The sequence below is a fragment of the Acidovorax sp. GW458-11-26-14-TSB4 genome (assembly GCF_059423865.1).
This window is the reverse complement of the sequence record NZ_JBWKYR010000002.1, coordinates 348,263-365,647: the sequence shown is the minus strand read 5'-3', so window position 1 is coordinate 365,647 and position 17,385 is coordinate 348,263. Positions and strand designations below refer to the sequence as shown.

Sequence of the window (17,385 nt, the reverse complement as noted above, 5' to 3'; positions counted from 1 at the left end):
TGGCATCAAGCAGGCTGCAGGGGCTACACCACTTTCGACGCGCTGTATGAGAAGTACGGATATCCCTATCTGTAGCAAGGTGGCCGGCATGAGACATGCTGCAATGCGGCTCTTTGCAATGGAGGTCCCCTGGTTCGGGTCTCTGTGCGATATTCATGGGACACCGTTCTGAAAACAGCCAACCCCGCAGCATCAGGCGCCATAGACCATGGACCGCACAGACCAACTCCTGGCCGACCTGAAAGACTGCGAAGCCGCCAGTCTCGTGGGCGCCCACGACGCCGGGGTCGAGATTGCGGCGCGTGCCCTGCAAACCGCAACGGAGGGCGGGCTGCGGCCTGAAGCCGCGCTGGCGGCCGCCTGGCTGGCCGAGCACCAACTGCGCCGGGGCGAGAGCGACAAAGCGGCACAGAGCGCACGTGCAGCGCTAGCGGAGGCCGATGCCCTGGAACTGCACGGGGTCGGTATCAAGCTGCGCAACACCCTGACCCGGGCCTGGTGCCAGCTCGGGCGGGCGGACGAGGCGCTGCCCGAGGCCATGCTGGCGCTGGGGCGGGCACGCAAACTGGGTGTGCCCGGGATGGTGTCGCGCAGCCTCTCCAGCCTGGCGGGCGTGGTGGAGTTGCTGGGCGACCATCCGCACGCGATCACCCTGCTGCACAAGGCGGATGAAGAGGCCCAGCGCGACAGCGACAAGGTCGCGCAATTCGCTGCGGTGGTCAACCTCGCCGGCGCCCTGTGCCGGTCCGGGCGCAAGCTGGCCCATCTGCCGGGCCCGCTGGCGCCGACCGAGGCGCAGGCGGCGGATCTGCGCGAGGCCCTGGCCGTAGTGCAGCGGGCGAAAACGCTCGCGCAGGGGCATGTGCGCTGGGAAATGGTCTGCGCCGAAATCGAGTGCCTGGCCCTGGAGGCCCTGGGGCGGCTTGAAGAGATGCGCGTTGCGGTCGATCGGCACCGGGCCTTCGCCTTGCAGGCCAAGGCCCCCGATGCCCGGGCAGAAAACGAACTGCTCAACGCCGACTGGCTGTTGGCCAGCGGGCGCGCGGTCGACGCCTGCGAAGCGCTGGACCACCGGGTGGATGCGGCCGCGGCGCAGAGAAACGAGGGATGCCGCCGGTGGTGGTGGCGATCCCGGTACCGGGCCTTCAAGGCCGCGGGCGCCGATGCGCAGGCCCTGGCGGCGCTGGAGGCCATGGTGGTCCAGGTGCGCCGCGACCGGGAGCTCAGCCTGGATGCCCAGGCGCGCGTGCTGCTGGGCGAGGTGAGGATGGAGATCGCCCAGCAGGAACTGGCCCAGTTGCGGCGCGAAGCGCAGGAGCTGCGCGAGCGCGCCGACGTGGCGACGCAGAAATCCCTGCTGGACCCGCTCACCGGGCTGGCCAACCGGCGGGCGCTGGACGCCCGCCTGATGGCCCTGCTTCCGATGGCGCATGGCCAGGAAGAGGTCTTTTCGCTGGCCATCATCGACATCGACCACTTCAAGCAGATCAACGATGGCTGGGGCCATGATGTGGGGGACGCCGTGCTGCGCGAGATCGCCCAATTGCTGACCGGCGGCGTGCGGGGCGGCGACTTCGTGGCGCGCATCGGCGGCGAGGAGTTTGTCGTGCTGCTGTGGGGGCAGGCCTTGGGTGATGCCTCCCTGGTGTGCGAACGGCTCCGGCAGCAGGTGCAGGCCCATGACTGGTCCCGCTTCGTGCCGGGGCGTGAGGTGACCGTCAGCATGGGGCTGACCTGTGCCCAGCCCCAGGACGATGCGGCCCAACTGCTGCGGCGTGCCGATCAATCGATGTACACGGCCAAGCGCGAAGGGCGCAACCGGTTGCAAGGAGGGTGAGGCGGGCAGTGCCGCGCGGTCCGCGCGTGGCAGGGAGTTTTGCATGGTTTTGTACGCAAGCGCTGCAGGCCCTGCATGGCTTCAGAAAACCGCTGGGACGGAATGCCTTGCGGATTCAACAATCCGGTCGTCATTTCGACAGACACCATCTCTCCCAAGGACGAGACCATGACCGCAGCAACCGACGCCCACGTTCTCTACCTCGTACCCGGCGCGGCGAACGGCAGCCTGTGCGCTTTCACGTGACGCTGGATGGGCAGCCGCCCGGCATCCACCATGGCACGGACGTGGACGCCGAGGGCAACGGGATGGCCGATGCGACGCGGCTCCACCAGCCCATCCGCCAGGACGAGGCCGCCAAGCCCCGCACCGTGGAGATCCAGTTCCTGGATGCGGGCGCGCGCAGCTATGCCTTCACCTTTGGCTGAAGGGCCTTGCCCTCCAGCGCTGCTGTCAAAGCAGGTGCTCCAGCCGGATCGGCAGCTCGCGCAGGCGCTTGCCCGTGGCGTGGAAGATGGCGTTGGCAATCGCTGGAGCCACGCCGGTCATGACCACCTCGCCCAGGCCCTTCACGCCCAGGTGGTTGATGCGCGGGTCGGGCTCGTCGATGAAATCGGCCTCGATGCTGCCGATATCGAGGTTCACCGGCAGCACGTACTCGGCCAGGTTGGCGTTGAGGAAACCGCCGTAGCGCGGGTCCACCTCGCTGACCTCGCGCAGCGCGGCGCCTATGCCCCAGACCACGCCGCCCTGCACCTGGCTGCGCGCGGTGCGCGGGCTGGCCACACGGCCGCAGTCGGCCACGCTCACCACACGCGGCACACGCACGCGGCGGGTGTGCGGCTCGATGCGCACCTCCACGAAGTGCGCGATGTAGCTGAAGGCGGTGAACTCCGGGTAGTGCGGGCCCGCCGCCGAGGGCAGGCCCTGGGCCAGGCGGCCGTAGATCTGCTCGGGCTGGCCCGGCGCGCGGTGGCGGCTTTCCACCTCGATGAAGGGCGTGCGCGCAGCCTTGAGGATCTGCTGCGGCGTGCGGGCTCGCCGTGAGGGGTTGAGCGCCGCCAGTTCCGCCATGGCCTGCTCGGCCGCCTGCAGCGCTGCCGGCAGGGCCGTGGCTGTGCCCCAGGAGCCGGCGGTCAGGTGCTGGGGCACGCCGCGCGTATCGCCCAGCACCACCGTGACCTGCCGCGCAGGCACCTGCAGCACACCGGCCACGGTGTTGGCCACGGCGGTGCGGATGCCCTGGCCCATCTCGTGCCCACCGATGTCGATGCGCACCCGGCCATCGTCCGACACGCGCAGCCGCGCGATGGCCGGCGCCGTCGCTGCCTTGTAGGCGCCGGCGGCCACGCCCCAGCCGATCAGCGTGCCATCGGCCGCCTGCATGGACCCGGGGGCCGGGTTGCGGCGCGCCCAGCCAAAGCGCTCGGCGCCGCGTGTGAGGCACTGCGCGAGGTGGCGTGACGAAAAAGGCTTGCCCGAATGCGGATCCACCTGCGTGTCGTTGGCCAGGCGCAGGGCCACGGGGTCCTGGCCCAGGGCGTGGGCCAGCTCGTCCATGGCGCTCTCCAGCGCGAAGCAGGTGAAATGCTCCCACGGCCCGCGCATGAACCCCGGCGTGTGGGTGTCGGTGCGCACCAGGCTCTCGCGCCCGCGGAAATGGGGGCAGGCATACATGCTGGCAGAGATCTCGGTGCACGACGAGGGGAACAAATCGTGCTGCGAGGTCTGCTGCTGCACCTCGTGCGTGATGGCCTGCAGCCGGCCCGCGGCGTCGGCACCGAGCTGCAGCCGGTGCATGCTGGCGGGCCGGAAGCCCGAGGCGTGGAACACCTGCTCGCGCGGCACCACCAGCTTCACCGGGCGGCCCAGCCGGCGCGCCGCCAGCGCCACCAGCACCGTGTGCCCCTGCAGCGAATTCTTCTGGCCGAAGCCGCCCCCGACCGAGGGCGAGACCACGCGCACCTGATCGGGCGGCACGGCCAGCTGCCGCGCCAGGCCGTGGCGCAGTGCGCCGCTGTTCTGGGTGGATTCGTACACGGTGAGCATGTCGCCCTGCCAGTGCGCCACCGTGCCCAGCAGTTCGATGGGGTTGGCATGCTGGGCAGGGCCGCGGTACTGCGCCTCGACGCGCACGGGGGCTGCGGCATAGGCCGCATCCGCATCGCCGCGCAGCTTGTCGGCAAAGGCCGGCTTGGGCAGGGGCGAGTCGGCCTGCGCCAGTGCGCGCAGGCCCGGTGCGCCGAAGTCCACGGTGAACGGCGCTTCGTCGTATGTGGCGCGCACCAGGGCGGCGGCCTCGGTGGCAGCTTGCAGCGTATCGGCTACCACAATGGCGATGGGCTGGCCGTAGTAGGCGATGGCCGCGCCGGCCAGCGGCTGCAAACTCTGCACCCCGTAGCCACCGCCCAGGATGAAGCCGGCAGAGGCCAGGCCCTGCACGTCCTCGTGCGTGAGGATGAGGCGCACGCCGGGAACGGCCTGGGCCGCGCCGCGGTCGATGGAGCGCACCGTGCCGCGGCCGATGCGCGCCACGGCGAGCATGGCGTGGGCCATGCCGGGCAGGTTCTGGTCCGTGCCGTAGCGCGTGGCGCCGCGCACCTTGTCGTAGGCGTCCACGCGCGCGGTGTCGGGGTAGGCCTTGGTCGGTTGGTGTGTCGTGGTGGTCATGCAGTGCCTGCCCGTTCCCTGGCGATGAGGAGTGCGTCGGCCACCGTCTGGCGGCCCAGTTCGATACGAAAGCCGCTGTGCTGCCCGGCCCGGGCTTTTTCGAAGGCGATGGAGCCCGCGCGCATTGCGCTCTCGTGCGTGAGCGGCTGGCCCAGCAGTGCTTCCTCGGCTTGGCGTGCGCGCCAGGGCCGGGTGGCGACGCCGCCCAGGGCGATGCGCGCGGCGCGCACCATACCGCCCTCGATCTGCAGTGCCACGGCCGCAGATGCCAGCGCGAAGGCATAGGACTCGCGGTCGCGGACCTTGTGGTACGTGGAGGCCCGGCCCAGCGGCGAGGCTGGCACGCGGATGTGCGTGACCAGCTCGTCGGCGGCCAGGGCGGTCTCGATGTGCGGCGTGCTGCCCGGCTCGCGGTGCAGTGCTTCGATGGGAATGGAGCGTGTGCCGCGCGGGCTGATGGTGTCCACCATGGCATCGAAGGCCGTGAGCGCGATGGCCCAGTCGCCAGGGTAGACCGCGTTGCAGGCGTCGCTGGCGCCCAGCAGGGCCTGGCCGCGGTCGGCGCCGTCGATGGCGGCGCAGCCGCTGCCGGGCTGGCGCTTGTTGCAAGGGTAGGCCTCGCCGCCGCGGAAGTAGGCGCAACGCGTGCGCTGCAGCAGGTTGCCGCCCACGCTGGCCATGTTGCGCAGCTGCTGCGAGGCGGCCTTCCACAGCGATTCGGCGAGCGCCGGGTAGAGCACCATGACGCGTGGATCGGCGGCCACTTTGGCCATGGGCGCGAGTGCACCGAAGCGCAGCTCGCTGCCCGAGGTCTGGATGGCCGTGAGTTCGCGCACGCCGGTGATGTCGATCACGGCGGGCGGCGACATCACGCCCAGCTTCATCAGGTCGTACAGCGTGGTGCCACCGGCCAGGTAGCGTGTGCCCTCGGGGGCGGCGGCCATGGCGTGCATGGCCTCGGCCGCCGTGGTGGCGCGGGAGTAGGCGAAGGGGCGCATGCTCAGGCCCTCCGCACCAGAGGGGCCGCCTGCTGGATGGCGCCCACGATGCCCACGTAGGCGCCGCAGCGGCACAGGTTGCCGCTCATGTACTCGCGGATCTGTTCGGGCGACTTCGCATGCCCTTCGCGCACGCAGGCGATGGCCGCCATGATCTGGCCCGGCGTGCAGTAGCCGCATTGCAGTGCATCGTGGTCGATGAAGGCCTGCTGCATGGGGTGCAGCGCGCCACCAGGGCCTGCGATGCCCTCGATGGTGGTCACCGCGCGCCGGTCGGCCTGCACCGCCAGCGTGAGGCACGAGGCCACACGCTGGCCATCGAGGTGCACCGTGCACGCGCCACACTGGCCGTGGTCGCAGCCCTTCTTGGCGCCCGTGAGGGCGAGGTCTTCGCGCAGTGTGTCGAGCAGCGAGGTGCGGGCATCGACCACCAGGTGGACCGGCTGGCCATTGACCTGCAGGCGGATGGGCAGCTCGTAGGCCGGCGTCGAAGCGCTGGTGGCCGGTGCGGCGTCGGCATCGAGGGCGATGCCGCCGGCCAGCGCGGCTGCGGCGCTGCCGAGGACCATTTCGCGGCGGTTGAGTTCGGGGCCTGCCAGGCCGCAGGGCGGGGCGTGGGTGGTGTCGTTGGAGGAGGGGGGCTTCATCGTCGTTTCCTGCTAGGGGGAAACCAGCCCAACAGCACGTGTGGCCATTGGCGGGTCGTGGTGGGGCGGATCGTATGATCGGCCCGAGCCCATGGGAAGTAGGCACTTGAAAGTGCCTCACTTACCGCGCGGAAACCGCCATGACCCAGCCCGACACCACCCACGCCCTCCATCGCCATCCGCTGCACAAGCACCCGCCCGCTGGCCCCACCGATCCGGAGCTCGACCAGCTGGTGCGCGAGATCATCGGCCGCGTGGCCGACAAATGGACCATGCTGGCGCTGGAGGTGCTGGCCGAGCACGGGCGCCTGCGCTTCACGCGCGTGGGTGAACTGGTGGGCGACATCAGCCAGAAGATGCTGACCAAGACCCTGCGCCAGATGGAGGCCGATGGCCTGGTGGTGCGCACCGTGTTCGCCGTGGTGCCGCCGCGCGTGGAGTACGAACTGACCGAACGCGGCCAGAGCCTGGGCGCGGCCTTTTGCGGGGTGTGGCTGTGGGCCGAGGAGCACCGCCAGGGCATCCTCGAATCGCGCAAGGCCTTCGAAGAAGGCGCTGGAGCGCCCTGAAATTCCGGATCAGGCAGGGCGCTGGCTTGAGCGGCCGCTACCCTTGGCTGGCAGGGTGTTCCAGGTGATGGGCTGCCACAGAGCCAGTTGCGCCAGGGCGGGGCTGGTGTTGACCAGGTCGGCGATCGAGTAGCGGTCGAGCTCGCGCAAAAAGACCTCGGTGGCCTGACGCAAGGCCACCTCCAGGCCGCAGCCGCCGGTCAGCACGCACTGGTTGTCCTCCCCCAGGCATTCGACCAGCGCGAAGTCGGCCTCCAGCCGGCGCACGACTTCGCCGAGCGAGAGCTTGCGCGGGTCGGCCGCCAGGCGCATGCCGCCATTGCGCCCGCGCACCGTGTCCACCCAGCCCGTCTTGCCCAGCGTCTGGGTCACCTTCATCAGGTGCGCCTGCGAGATGCCGAAGGCTTCGGTGATGTCGGCGATGGTCACCAGCGCATCGGTGCGCGAGGCCAGCACCAGCAGCACGCGCAGGGAATAGTCGGTGAAAACGGTCAGGCGCATGGGGCAGGGCGGTGGGGCATGGCGCCGGATTGTCTCAGCTGGCGTGCTGCACAGTGACCGGGCGGGTCAGCGCGTCGGCAAAGCCGTGGTTCACGTCGCGGTGGCCGGCCTCATCGGCGCGCACGGCCAGCACCACGTCGCGCAGGCGGGCATCGGCGGGCAGCTTCCAGTAGGCAATGGCGATGTCGGGGGCGGGCACGTTCTCCACCCGGCCTGCGTCGATCTCTGCCAGGTACAGCGTGTAGCTGACCACGGCCTGCTCTTCGAAGTAGCCGACCAGGCGGTGCGCCGTGCGCGAAGAGACCAGGTACAGCGCGAAGAAGCATACGAAGAACACGGCCTGGGTGAGCAGGATCACAGCGCGCTCGAACCAGCTGGGCCGGGCGATCTCGATGAAGGTCATGAGGTGCATGCGCTCGTTCTCGGCTTCGTCCAGCAGGGTGCGGATCCAGCCTGCGTCGTCCACCATCCAGCGCAGACAGCGCAGGTGCACGAGCATGCCGCCCACCATGCCGGGAACGGCGGCCACGGTTTCCAGAACAATGGCGCGGTTGCCATAGCGCTTGGCGAAGAAGGTGTCGGCAAAGAAGCGCAGTGCCAGGGTGATGGCCAGGGCCACGCGGTCCGAGAGGCCGTGGGCGTGGTGGTGGGCATCGAGGCTGCGGGCGGAATCGGGGATGTGGGTATCGGTGTTCATGCTTGCATTCCAGTGGTGGCGCCGGGATGAAAGGCCAGGATCCTGGATGGCTTGTGTCTACCGCGCCGCGTAAACATTTATTTAATGTATATCTTTAAATGGTCGGCGTCAAGGACGCGGTAGCGGCTCTGGCGTCCAGTCTCAGGATTTCAGCCGAAGCCGGGCCAAAAGAGGCGCACCGAATACGTTCACGAACAGGCCCACCATGAGCAGGGCGCCGCCTGCGAAATGCACTGGCTGCAGCGCCTCGCCAAAGGCGATCCAGCCCGTGGTCAGCCCCACCAGGGGCACGAGCAGCGTGAAGGGCGCGACGCGGTTGACCGGGTAGCGCGCCAGCAGGTAGGTCCACACGCCATAGCCGAACAGCGTGGCCGCCCAGGCCAGGTAGGCGACCGAGGCGAACGAGGCCCAGCTGAAGCCCTGCAGCGCCGCCACGATTGCATCCGGCCCCTCGATCAGGCCCGACAGCGCCAGCAGCGGCAGCGGCGGCACCAGGCTGGCCCAGACCACGAAGGCCAGCTGGTTCATGGGCCCGTAGCGGCCCACGGCGCGGCTCACGAGGTTGCCGCAGGCCCACATGGCGGCGGCGGCCACGGTGAGCAAAAAGCCCAGCAGCGGCATCGATGCGCCATGCGCGCTACCGATCAATGCCAATCCCCCGGCTGCGAGCAGCAGGCCCGCGAGCTGGCTGCCCTGCCAGCGCTCGCGCAGCCACAGCACCGTGAGCACCAGCGTGAAGAACGACTGCGACTGCAGCACCAGCGAGGCCAGCCCCGAGGGCATGCCCACGTGGATGGCGCTGAACAGAAAGGCGAACTGCCCCACCGACATGGTCAACCCGAAGACCAGGTACAGCCGCAATGGCACCTTGGGTGCCTTGAAGAACAGCAGCGCGGGGAAGGCCGCGAGCATGAAGCGCAGCGCCCCCAGCAGCAGTGGCGGCACGCCGGCCAGGCCGACCTTGATGACGGCGAAGTTGACGCCCCAGACCAGGATGACGAGCAGCGCCAGACCCAGGTCGCGCGGGCGCAGGGAAGCAGTTGGGGTCATGGGGCAACCCCTGGGGTTGCGAGAGGGGTGTTGGGGCAGGTCAGGCGGAACATGCCGGAATCTTAGGCCCCCGGCCGCCGGCCCGCCATGCGCGCGCGAGACGACCGAGGATCAGAATCGGACATTCACCCCGGGTCGATCACAATGGCGCGGAAATCGTTCACATTGGTCATCGTGGGTCCGGTCACCACCGCGTCGCCCAGTGCGCCGAAAAAGCCATGGCCATCGTTGCGCGCAAGCGCGTCGGCGGGCCGGATTCCCAGGGCCTGTGCGCGCTGCAGCGTGGTGGGCGTGATCTGGGCGCCCGCGATTTCCTCCTGCCCGTCCACGCCATCGGTATCGCCCGCCAGCGCATGGATGCGCGGGTGGCCCTGCAACGCCAGCGCCATGGACAGCAGGCATTCCACATTGCGCCCGCCGCGCCCGTCGCCACGCACGGTGACCGTGGTCTCCCCACCCGAGAGCAGCACGCAGGGTGCGGCAAACGGCTGGCCGCGCTGTGCGACCTGCAGGGCCATGCCGGCCAGCACCCGGCCCACGTCGCGCGCCTCGCCCTCCAGCGCATCGCCCAGGATGTACGGTATGTAGCCGGCCTGGCGCGCCACCTCGGCAGCGGCCTCCAGGGCCATCTGCGGCGTGGCCACCATGCGCACCGCGCTGCCGGCCAGGTGCGGATGGTCGGGTGGGGGCGATTCACCTTGGCCCGACTCCAGCACCTCGCGCACGGCGGGTGGCAGCGCGATGCCGTAGCGGCGCACGATGTCCAGTGCATCGGCGCAGCTTGTGGGGTCGCCCACCGTAGGGCCCGAGGCGATGTCCATGGGCGCATCGCCGGGCACGTCCGACAGCAGCAGTGTCAGCACGCGCGCCGGGTGGCAGGCCAGCGCCAGCCGCCCGCCCTTGATGGCCGAGAGGTGGCGGCGCAGGCAGTTCATCTCGGCAATGGTGGCGCCCGATTGCAGCAGGGCGCGGTTCACCTCTTGCTTCATGGCCAGGGTGATGCCGGGCAGCGGCAAAGGCAGCAGGGCCGAGCCGCCGCCCGAGATCAGGCACAGCACCAGGTCATCCTCGTGCAGCCCGGCCGCGGTGCTGTCCAGCATGCGCTGCACAGCGGCCATGCCGGCGGCGTCGGGCACGGGGTGGGCGGCTTCCACGATCTCGATCTGCCGGCAGGGAACGGCGTAGCCGTAGCGTGTGACGACCAGACCCGATAGCAGTCCGTCCCAGTGGTCCTCCACCGCCCGCGCCATCGCGGCCGAGGCCTTGCCCGCGCCGATGACCACCAGCCGGCCCGCCGTGCCCAGGTCCCTGCGCGATGGCAGATGGGGCGGCACGCACAGCGCCGGCTGGGCGCTGGCAATGGCCGCGTCGAACATGCGGCGCAGCAGCGCCTGCTGCGCTGCCATCAGCGCGCGGCCGGCTGGCCGATCTCGAAATGCGCCAGGGTCTCCAGCGCCCGCACCAGGGCCGAGTGGTCCCAGGCCGCGCCACCCTGCGCCACGCAGCTGTTGAACAGCTCCTGCGCGGTGGCGGTGTTGGGCAGGGCCACGCCCAGGGCCCGGGCACTGGCCAGGGCCAGGTTCAGGTCCTTCTGGTGCAGCTCGATGCGGAAACCGGGGTCGAAGGTGCGGCGCAGCATGCGTTCGCCATGCACTTCGAGGATCTTGGAGGAGGCGAAGCCCCCCATCAGCGCCTGTCGCACGCGCGCCGGGTCGGCACCGGCCTTGGCGGCGAACACCAGCGCCTCGGCCACGGCCTCGATGTTGAGCGCCACGATGATCTGGTTGGCCACCTTGGCGGTCTGCCCGTCGCCGTTGCCGCCCACCAGGGTGATGTTCTTGCCCATCAATTCGAACAGCGGCTTGACGCGCGCGAACGCCGCGTCCGGCCCGCCCACCATGATGGACAGCGTGGCGTTCTTCGCGCCGACCTCGCCGCCCGAGACCGGCGCGTCGAGGTAGTCGCAGCCCAGGGCGTTGATGCGCTGCGCGAAGTCCTTGGTGGCGATGGGCGATATCGAGCTCATGTCCACCACGGTCTTTCCCTTGCTGAGGCCGGCCGCCACGCCGCTCTCGCTGAACAGCACGTCCTCGACATGCGGGGTGTCGGGCACCATGGTGAAGACGATGTCGGCCCGCTCGGCCACGCCGCGCGCCGTGACGCACTGGGTGGCCCGGCTTTCGGCAATGGCGGGCGGCACACGGCCGCGGGTGTGCACGAAGAGCTGGTGGCCGGCCTGGATGAGGTGCTGCGCCATGGGCGCGCCCATGGTGCCAAGGCCGATGAAACCGATCTTGAGGGAGGTGCTGGTCATGGGAGTGTGTCCTTAAAAGTCATGCGTGGGTCAGGGCCGTGCGCCAGCCCAGGCCGGCCTCGGTGGTGGTGGCGGGCTTGTACTCGCAGCCGATCCAGCCCGTGTAGCCGATGGCGTCGATGTGCTTGAAGAGCCAGGCGTAGTTGATTTCGCCGGTGCCCGGCTCGTTGCGGCCCGGGTTGTCGGCCAGCTGGATGTGGGCGATGCGCGGCAGGTGCTTTTGCAGCGTGGCGGCCAATTCGCCCTCCATGCGCTGGGCGTGGTAGATGTCGTACTGCACGAAGGCGTTGCTGGCATCCACCTCGTCCAGCAGATCGAGCGCCTGGGCCGTGGTGTTCACGAAGAAGCCAGGGATGTCATGGGTGTTGATGGGCTCCACCAGCAGGCGCAGCCCGGCCTGGCGCAGTTCCTGCGCGGCAAAGCGCAGGTTCTCCACCAGCGTGCGGCGCAGCAGCGCAGGGTCCGCTCCTTCGGGCGCCTTGCCCGCCAGGCAGTTGAGCTGGTTCACGCCCAGGGCCTGGGCATAGGCGATGGCCTGGGCCACACCCGCGCGGAACTCGGCCTCGCGCCCTGGCAGGCAGGCGATGCCGCGCTCGCCCGCACCCCAGTCGCCCGCAGGCAGGTTGTGCAGCACCAGCTGCAGGCCATGGGCGTCGAGCTGGGCGCGGATTTCTTCGGCCGGCCAGGCGTAGGGGAACAGGAATTCGACGGCGCTGAAGCCGGCGCGCGAGGCGGCGCTAAAGCGGTCTATGAAAGGCAGCTCGGTGAAGAGCATGGTCAGGTTGGCGGCAAATCGGGGCATGTCGGTCTTTCGTTGCTTGTTCAATCCAGCAGGCCGGCGAGTTCGAGGCCGGCGCGCCCGCCAGGGTGGCGGCAGTCGATCTCTTCGAACTCGTTGACCTTGTCGATCTCGGTGCCCATGGCGATGTTGGTGACTTTCTCCAGGATCACCTCCACCACCACCGGCACGCGGTGCTCGCGCGCCAGGGCCAGGGCCTCGCTGAGGGCGCCGGCGATCTTCTCGGGGTCGGTCACGCGCAGGCTGCGGCAGCCCAGGCCCTGCACCACGGCCTGGTGGTCCACGCCATAGCTGCGCAGGTCGCCCTCGCCCGGTGCCACGTTCTGGTTCTCGAACGCCAGCTGCACGCAGTAGTCCATCTCGAAGCCGCGCTGCGCCTGGCGGATCAGGCCCAGGTAGCTGTTGTTCACCAGCACCTGTACATAGGGCAGGTTGAACTGCGCGCCCACAGCCAGCTCTTCCATCAAGAACTGGAAGTCGTAGTCGCCCGAGAGGCCCACCACCGTGCGCGTGGGGTCGGCCGCCACCACGCCCAGTGCGGCGGGAATGGTCCAGCCCAGCGGGCCGGCCTGGCCGCAGTTGATCCACTGGCGCGGGCCGTAGACGTGCAAAAACTGCGCGCCCGCGATCTGGCTCAGGCCGATGGTGCTCACGTAGATGGTGTCGCGCGGCAGCACGGCATTCATCTCCTCGTACACGCGCATGGGCTTGATGGGGGTCTCGGTGAAGTGCGACTTGCGGTGCATCAGCGCCTTGCGCTCGGCGCAGCGGCCGGCCCACTCGCTGCGCTCGGGCAGGCCGCGGGCGTCCCGGCGCTCGCGCGCCACCTGCACCAGCAGCTGCAGTGCGGCATGGGCGTCGCTGACGATGCCGTAGTCGGGGTTGAACACGCGGCCGATCTGCGTGGGCTCGATGTCGATGTGCACGAACGTGCGCCCCTTGCAGTACACCTCGGGCGAACCGGTGTGCCGGTTGGCCCAGCGGTTGCCGATGCCCATCACGAAGTCGCTGGCCAGCAGGGTGGCATTGCCGTAGCGGTGGCTGGTCTGCAGGCCGCACATGCCGGCCATCAGCGGGTGGTCGTCAGGGATGGCGCCCCAGCCCATGAGCGTGGGGATCACGGGCACGCCGGTGAGCTCGGCAAACTCCACCAGCAGGTCGGCCGCATCGGCGTTGATGATGCCGCCGCCGGCCACGATGAGCGGGCGCTCGGCGGCCTCCAGCATGTCCAGGGCCTTTTCCACCTGTTTGCGTGTAGCGGCGGGCTTGTAGACAGGGAGCGGCTCGTAGGTGTCGATGTCGAACTCGATCTCGGCCATCTGCACGTCGAAGGGCAGGTCGATCAGCACCGGCCCCGGCCGGCCCGAGCGCATCAGGTGGAAGGCCTGCTGGAAGGCGCGCGGCACCAGGGCCGGCTCGCGCACCGTCACGCTCCACTTGGTCACGGGCTTGGAGATGGACTCGATGTCCACCGCCTGGAAGTCTTCCTTGTACAGCCGTGCACGCGGTGCCTGGCCGGTGATGCACAGGATGGGAATGCTGTCGGCGATGGCCGAGTACAGCCCGGTGATCATGTCGGTGCCGGCCGGCCCGCTGGTGCCCACGCACACGCCGATGTTGCCGGCCTTGGCGCGGGTATAGCCTTCGGCCATGTGCGAGGCGGCCTCGACGTGGCGGGCCAGGATGTGGGTGAGCGACTGGCGTTCGCGCAGCGCGGCATACAGCGGGTTGATCGCCGCGCCGGGCACGCCGAAGAGCTGGGTGATGCCCTCCTTTTCCATCACCAGAACGGCGGCCATGGCGGCCTTCATCATTGCCATTGCGGGGTCTCCTGTCAGGGGTTGATTGGTCGATGGACTGGATGCTCCGCCCAATGGCCGCTGCCCGGAACCCGCATCCAGGGCATTAGCGTTATTCCCTTTTGGAATGCAATCGGCGGCGGGGCGCTGCCGATAATCGTTTCCATGGATCGCCTTCTCGGAGTCAAACTGTTCGTGCGCGTGGTGGACCTGGGCTCGTTCAGCAAGGCCGCGGCCGAGATGGGCGTGGGCCAGCCCTCGGCCACCAAGCTCGTGGCCCAGCTCGAAAGGCAGCTGGGCTCGCGCCTGCTGCACCGCAGCACGCGCGGCGTGTCGCCCACCGAGATCGGCCGCCTGTACTACGACAAGTGCAAGCTCATCACCCACCATGTCGAAGAGGCCGAGACCGTGGCCGCGCTGCTGCAGTCGCAGGTGCAGGGGGGCTTGCGCATCAGCACTTCGGTGGCCTTCGGGCGGCGCGTGCTGGTGCCGCTGGTGATGCGCTTCATGCGCGAGAATCCGCGCCTGCAGATCGACCTGGTCTTCGAGGACCGCTATGTGAACCTGGTGGAGCAGGGCATCGATGTGGCCATCCGCATGGGGCGCCTGGCCGATTCGACACTGGGCGCGCGCTACCTGGGGCTCAACCCCTGGGTGCTGGTGGCTTCGCCCGGCTACCTGGCGCAGCGCGGCATGCCGGCCGCTCCGGCCGACCTGGCCCGGCACGATGCGCTGATCTACAGCACCGTGCAGGGCGATGCGCGCTGGCATTTCAGCAACGGCACGGGCGTGGCGCATGCGGTGCCGGTGGCGGGGCCGCTGCGCTCCAACAACCTCTCGGCCCTGCTGGCCGCCGCGCGCGGGGGCATGGGCATCGCTGCGCTGCCGACCTATGTGGCGCATGGCTCTCTCGAAAGTGCCGCCGTCGTGCCGCTGCTGCCCGGCTGGACCCTGCCGCCGCAGGAGATCCACGCCGTCTACCCCTCGCCGCGCATGGTGCCGGCCAAGGTGGTGAGCTTCATCGAATGGCTGCAGCAGCAGATGGGCGAGCGCTGGTGGGCAGCGCAGGGGGTAGACGCGTCTCCCTGAAATGAAGCACCCCCTGAGTCGCTTCGCGCCTTCACCCCTCTCTCGACTCGCTGCGCGAGTCGGGAGGGGGACGCCCCCGGTGCGGCGGGGCGGCCCTTGCACGGGGGCGCTGGCTTTTGGGCGCGCCAGTTTCATGCACTGCGATCGGCGCGTAGCGCGGTGAGCAGGCGAAAAGAAGCTACGCTTGAGGTTCCTTCATCGACTTGCGGCGGCCACTCCGCCGCTTTCTCGACCATGCGTGAGACCATCCAGACCCTCGAACCTTCCATGATCCGCGAGGTCGCCAATGCCGGCCTGGGCCGCGACGATGTGCTGGCCTTCTGGTTCGGCGAGAGCGACGAGGTCACGCCCGAGGTGGTGCGCAACGCGGCCATCGAGTCGCTGCAGCGTGGCGAGACCTTCTACAGCCACAACCTGGGCCTGCCCGCGCTGCGCGAGGCGGTGGCGCGCTACACCAGCACGCTGCATCCGGCGGTGGACGCGGGCCGCATCGCCATCACCTCGGGCGGCGTCAGCGCGCTGATGCTGGCCGTGCAGACCCTGGTGGATGCCGGCGACGAGGTGGTGGTGGTCACGCCGGTGTGGCCCAACCTGGTGGCGCAGCCGGTGATCCTGGGGGCGCGCGTGCGCACCCTGCCGCTCACGGCGGCCGATGGGCAGTGGACGCTGGATCTGGACGCCCTGTGCCAGGCCGTGACCGCCAAGACCCGGCTGCTGATCGTCAACGCCCCCAACAACCCCACCGGCTGGACGCTGACGCGCGCCGAGCAGCAACGCATCCTGGACCACTGCCGCAGCACGGGCACCTGGATCCTGGCCGACGAGGTCTACGAGCGCCTGTACTACGAGCCCACCGAGAACCGCTGCGCGCCGAGCTTTCTCGACATCGCCAGCGCCGACGACCGGCTGGTGGTGGCGCACAGCTTTTCCAAGAGCTTTCTCATGACCGGCTGGCGCCTGGGCTGGCTGGTGCTGCCGCCTGCGCTGGTGGACGGCATCGCCAAGGTCATCGAATTCAACACCTCGTGCGCGAGTGTGTTCACCCAGCGCGCCGGCCTGGCCGCGCTGGAGCACAGTGCCGAGATCACGCCGCGCGTGGTGGCCCAGCTGCAGACCTGCCGCGACACGCTGGTGCCGCTCCTGGCCCAGGTGCCGGGCGTGAAGGTGGTGGCCGCGCGCGGCGCCATGTACGCCTTCTTCCAGATCGAAGGCGTCACCGATTCGCTGGCCCTGGCCAAGCGCCTGGTGGCCGAGGCCGGCCTGGGCCTGGCGCCCGGCAATGCCTTTGGCGCCGAAGCGCAGGGCTGGCTGCGCTGGTGCTTCGCCTCCCAGGACCCGGCGCGCCTGGTCGAAGGCGTGCGCCGCCTGCGCACCTGGCTGGAAGCCAACCCGGCGCGCTGACTCCCGTTACTGGGCGTCGGGCTGCTGCGAAGGGTGCGCCTGCTGGAAGGCCGGCAGCGCCTGGCAGCGTCCGTCGATGGCCACGAGCGTGGGGTAGGGCGACAGGTCCACCTCGAAGCGGCGGGCATTGAACAACTGGGGCACCAGGCAGCAGTCCGCGATGGTGGGGGTGTCGCCAAAGCAGAACTTGCCGGCGCCGCTGCCGGTAGCGGTGAGTTCCGCCTCCAGCGCCGCAAAACCTTCGGCGATCCAGTGCTTGATCCAGTCGCTCTTGGCGGCCTCGGCCACCCCCAGCGTGCCGCTCAGGTACTTGAGCACGCGCAGGTTGTTGAGCGGGTGGATCTCGCAGGCCACCACCAGCGCCAGCTGGCGCACGCGCGCGCGGTCGGCCGCCGCAGCGGGCAGCAGGGGCGTGCCGGGGTACTGCTCTTCCAGGTATTCGAGGATGGCCAGCGACTGGCTGATGCGCATGCCGTCCTCGCCGAACACGGGCACCAGGCCCTGTGGGTTGATGGCCTTGTACTCGGGTTTCAGGTGCTCGCCGCCATCGCGCACCAGGTGCACGGGGATCTGGGTGGCCGTGAGGCCCTTGAGGTTGAGCGCGATGCGCACCCGGTAGGCGGCCGAGCTGCGGAAATAGGTGTAGAGAATGCGGTCCATGGCCGAATGATAGGGCTAGCCAAGAGCGAGGTAGACCCGGCCGCCATCGATGCGCACGGGATAGGTGCGCACCGCATCGGTCACGGGCTGGCAGGTGGGCGCGCCGCTGCGCACATCGAACTTGCCCTGGTGCAGCGGGCACTCGATCTCATGCCCGTCCAGAAAGCCGTCGCACAGCCGGGCGTGGCCGTGGGTGCACAGGTTGTCGGTGGCGTAGACGGTGCCGTCCACGCCGTAGAGCGCGATGTCGCGCCCGCCGACCGCCAGGCCGATCACGTCGTCCTGCGGCACCTCGTCGAAGGCGGCCGCATCGGTCCATTGCAGGGTGGTGCTCGTATCGCTCATGGTCGTTTT

At 69.5% G+C, this 17,385-nt stretch carries 18 protein-coding genes; 6 read left to right on the top strand and 12 right to left on the bottom strand.

Annotated elements, in window-relative coordinates:
• The first annotated feature begins 208 nt into the window (after positions 1–208).
• The 3 genes from AC07X5_RS08160 (at position 209) to AC07X5_RS08150 (ending at position 2,265) form a co-directional block, all read left to right on the top strand.
• On the top strand, positions 209–1,837 hold the full coding sequence (locus AC07X5_RS08160; protein WP_494769718.1) for a GGDEF domain-containing protein: 1,629 nt from the start codon (positions 209–211) through the stop codon (positions 1,835–1,837).
• Positions 1,838–1,912: 75 nt separating this feature from the next.
• Entirely contained in the window at positions 1,913–2,083 is a 171-nt protein-coding gene (locus tag AC07X5_RS08155; protein WP_494769717.1) for a hypothetical protein, read from the top strand.
• Positions 2,080–2,265, top strand: a complete 186-nt coding sequence (locus tag AC07X5_RS08150; RefSeq protein WP_494769716.1) for a hypothetical protein — start codon at positions 2,080–2,082, stop codon at positions 2,263–2,265. The genes AC07X5_RS08155 and AC07X5_RS08150 overlap by 4 nt, the downstream gene beginning before the upstream one ends.
• Positions 2,266–2,290: 25 nt before the next feature.
• Here the strand turns inward: AC07X5_RS08150 and AC07X5_RS08145 are convergent, their stop codons facing one another.
• Genes AC07X5_RS08145 through AC07X5_RS08135 form a run of 3 tightly spaced genes read right to left on the bottom strand, consistent with a single transcriptional unit; the run spans position 2,291 to position 6,152 of the window.
• Entirely contained in the window at positions 2,291–4,507 is a 2,217-nt protein-coding gene (locus tag AC07X5_RS08145; RefSeq protein ID WP_494769715.1) for a xanthine dehydrogenase family protein molybdopterin-binding subunit, read from the bottom strand.
• Positions 4,504–5,505 carry an FAD binding domain-containing protein gene (locus AC07X5_RS08140; protein WP_494769714.1) on the bottom strand — a complete coding sequence of 334 codons (1,002 nt, stop codon included), beginning with the start codon at positions 5,503–5,505 and terminating at the stop codon, positions 4,504–4,506. The genes AC07X5_RS08145 and AC07X5_RS08140 overlap by 4 nt, the downstream gene beginning before the upstream one ends.
• A gap of 2 nt (positions 5,506–5,507) precedes the next feature.
• Positions 5,508–6,152, bottom strand: coding sequence for a (2Fe-2S)-binding protein (locus AC07X5_RS08135; RefSeq protein ID WP_494769713.1), 645 nt, complete (start codon positions 6,150–6,152; stop codon positions 5,508–5,510).
• Positions 6,153–6,292: 140 nt separating this feature from the next.
• Between AC07X5_RS08135 and AC07X5_RS08130 the strand changes: the two genes are divergently transcribed.
• Complete coding sequence (locus AC07X5_RS08130) at positions 6,293–6,721, top strand: winged helix-turn-helix transcriptional regulator (protein WP_409954970.1); 429 nt, start codon at positions 6,293–6,295, stop codon at positions 6,719–6,721.
• 9 nt (positions 6,722–6,730) lie between these two features.
• On the opposite strand, the gene AC07X5_RS08125 is transcribed toward AC07X5_RS08130, so the two are convergent.
• From AC07X5_RS08125 to gcl, 7 genes are all read right to left on the bottom strand, one after another.
• Positions 6,731–7,222: an RrF2 family transcriptional regulator gene (locus tag AC07X5_RS08125; RefSeq protein ID WP_494769712.1), complete on the bottom strand. Its 492-nt coding sequence runs from the start codon at positions 7,220–7,222 to the stop codon at positions 6,731–6,733.
• 34 nt (positions 7,223–7,256) lie between these two features.
• Positions 7,257–7,919, bottom strand: coding sequence for an alternative oxidase (locus tag AC07X5_RS08120; protein WP_494769711.1), 663 nt, complete (start codon positions 7,917–7,919; stop codon positions 7,257–7,259).
• A gap of 141 nt (positions 7,920–8,060) precedes the next feature.
• Positions 8,061–8,969 carry an EamA family transporter gene (locus AC07X5_RS08115; RefSeq protein ID WP_494769710.1) on the bottom strand — a complete coding sequence of 303 codons (909 nt, stop codon included), beginning with the start codon at positions 8,967–8,969 and terminating at the stop codon, positions 8,061–8,063.
• Positions 8,970–9,094: 125 nt separating this feature from the next.
• On the bottom strand, positions 9,095–10,375 hold the full coding sequence (locus AC07X5_RS08110; RefSeq protein WP_494769709.1) for a glycerate kinase type-2 family protein: 1,281 nt from the start codon (positions 10,373–10,375) through the stop codon (positions 9,095–9,097).
• On the bottom strand, positions 10,375–11,283 hold the full coding sequence (glxR, locus tag AC07X5_RS08105) for a 2-hydroxy-3-oxopropionate reductase (RefSeq protein WP_494769708.1): 909 nt from the start codon (positions 11,281–11,283) through the stop codon (positions 10,375–10,377). The genes AC07X5_RS08110 and glxR overlap by 1 nt, the downstream gene beginning before the upstream one ends.
• 19 nt (positions 11,284–11,302) lie before the next feature.
• Positions 11,303–12,085 (bottom strand): hydroxypyruvate isomerase, encoded by a 783-nt coding sequence (gene hyi / locus AC07X5_RS08100; RefSeq protein ID WP_494769707.1) that lies wholly within the window; start codon positions 12,083–12,085, stop codon positions 11,303–11,305.
• A gap of 20 nt (positions 12,086–12,105) precedes the next feature.
• The gene (gcl, locus tag AC07X5_RS08095) at positions 12,106–13,902 is read right to left on the bottom strand and encodes a glyoxylate carboligase (protein ID WP_494769706.1); all 1,797 of its coding nucleotides are present in this window, start codon (positions 13,900–13,902) and stop codon (positions 12,106–12,108) included.
• Positions 13,903–14,046: 144 nt separating this feature from the next.
• On the opposite strand from gcl, the gene AC07X5_RS08090 reads away from it, so the two are divergent.
• Together AC07X5_RS08090 and AC07X5_RS08085 are read left to right on the top strand one after the other, a co-directional pair.
• On the top strand, positions 14,047–14,970 hold the full coding sequence (locus tag AC07X5_RS08090) for a LysR family transcriptional regulator (protein WP_494769705.1): 924 nt from the start codon (positions 14,047–14,049) through the stop codon (positions 14,968–14,970).
• Between the two features lie 159 nt (positions 14,971–15,129).
• Positions 15,130–16,371: a pyridoxal phosphate-dependent aminotransferase gene (locus tag AC07X5_RS08085; protein ID WP_494769704.1), complete on the top strand. Its 1,242-nt coding sequence runs from the start codon at positions 15,130–15,132 to the stop codon at positions 16,369–16,371.
• A 6-nt stretch (positions 16,372–16,377) separates the two neighbouring features.
• On the opposite strand, the gene maiA is transcribed toward AC07X5_RS08085, so the two are convergent.
• Together maiA and AC07X5_RS08075 are read right to left on the bottom strand one after the other, a co-directional pair.
• Entirely contained in the window at positions 16,378–17,031 is a 654-nt protein-coding gene (maiA, locus tag AC07X5_RS08080) for a maleylacetoacetate isomerase (RefSeq protein ID WP_409954988.1), read from the bottom strand.
• Positions 17,032–17,046: 15 nt separating this feature from the next.
• Entirely contained in the window at positions 17,047–17,376 is a 330-nt protein-coding gene (locus AC07X5_RS08075; protein WP_409954989.1) for a non-heme iron oxygenase ferredoxin subunit, read from the bottom strand.
• Between the last annotated feature and the right edge of the window lie 9 nt (positions 17,377–17,385).

Bases quoted from the DNA above. Each gene is read 5' to 3' on its own strand.
- AC07X5_RS08110 (WP_494769709.1), bottom strand. From the start codon at position 10,375: ATGGCAGCGCAGCAGGCGCTGCTGCGCCGCATGTTCGACGCGGCCATT.
- AC07X5_RS08130 (WP_409954970.1), top strand. From the start codon at position 6,293: ATGACCCAGCCCGACACCACCCACGCCCTCCATCGCCATCCGCTGCAC.
- AC07X5_RS08140 (WP_494769714.1), bottom strand. From the start codon at position 5,505: ATGCGCCCCTTCGCCTACTCCCGCGCCACCACGGCGGCCGAGGCCATG.
- glxR (WP_494769708.1), bottom strand. From the start codon at position 11,283: ATGACCAGCACCTCCCTCAAGATCGGTTTCATCGGCCTTGGCACCATG.
- AC07X5_RS08120 (WP_494769711.1), bottom strand. From the start codon at position 7,919: ATGAACACCGATACCCACATCCCCGATTCCGCCCGCAGCCTCGATGCC.
- AC07X5_RS08145 (WP_494769715.1), bottom strand. From the start codon at position 4,507: ATGACCACCACGACACACCAACCGACCAAGGCCTACCCCGACACCGCG.
- maiA (WP_409954988.1), bottom strand. From the start codon at position 17,031: ATGGACCGCATTCTCTACACCTATTTCCGCAGCTCGGCCGCCTACCGG.
- AC07X5_RS08135 (WP_494769713.1), bottom strand. From the start codon at position 6,152: ATGAAGCCCCCCTCCTCCAACGACACCACCCACGCCCCGCCCTGCGGC.
- hyi (WP_494769707.1), bottom strand. From the start codon at position 12,085: ATGCCCCGATTTGCCGCCAACCTGACCATGCTCTTCACCGAGCTGCCT.
- AC07X5_RS08090 (WP_494769705.1), top strand. From the start codon at position 14,047: ATGGATCGCCTTCTCGGAGTCAAACTGTTCGTGCGCGTGGTGGACCTG.
- AC07X5_RS08115 (WP_494769710.1), bottom strand. From the start codon at position 8,969: ATGACCCCAACTGCTTCCCTGCGCCCGCGCGACCTGGGTCTGGCGCTG.
- AC07X5_RS08155 (WP_494769717.1), top strand. From the start codon at position 1,913: ATGGCTTCAGAAAACCGCTGGGACGGAATGCCTTGCGGATTCAACAAT.
- AC07X5_RS08075 (WP_409954989.1), bottom strand. From the start codon at position 17,376: ATGAGCGATACGAGCACCACCCTGCAATGGACCGATGCGGCCGCCTTC.
- gcl (WP_494769706.1), bottom strand. From the start codon at position 13,902: ATGGCAATGATGAAGGCCGCCATGGCCGCCGTTCTGGTGATGGAAAAG.
- AC07X5_RS08160 (WP_494769718.1), top strand. From the start codon at position 209: ATGGACCGCACAGACCAACTCCTGGCCGACCTGAAAGACTGCGAAGCC.
- AC07X5_RS08125 (WP_494769712.1), bottom strand. From the start codon at position 7,222: ATGCGCCTGACCGTTTTCACCGACTATTCCCTGCGCGTGCTGCTGGTG.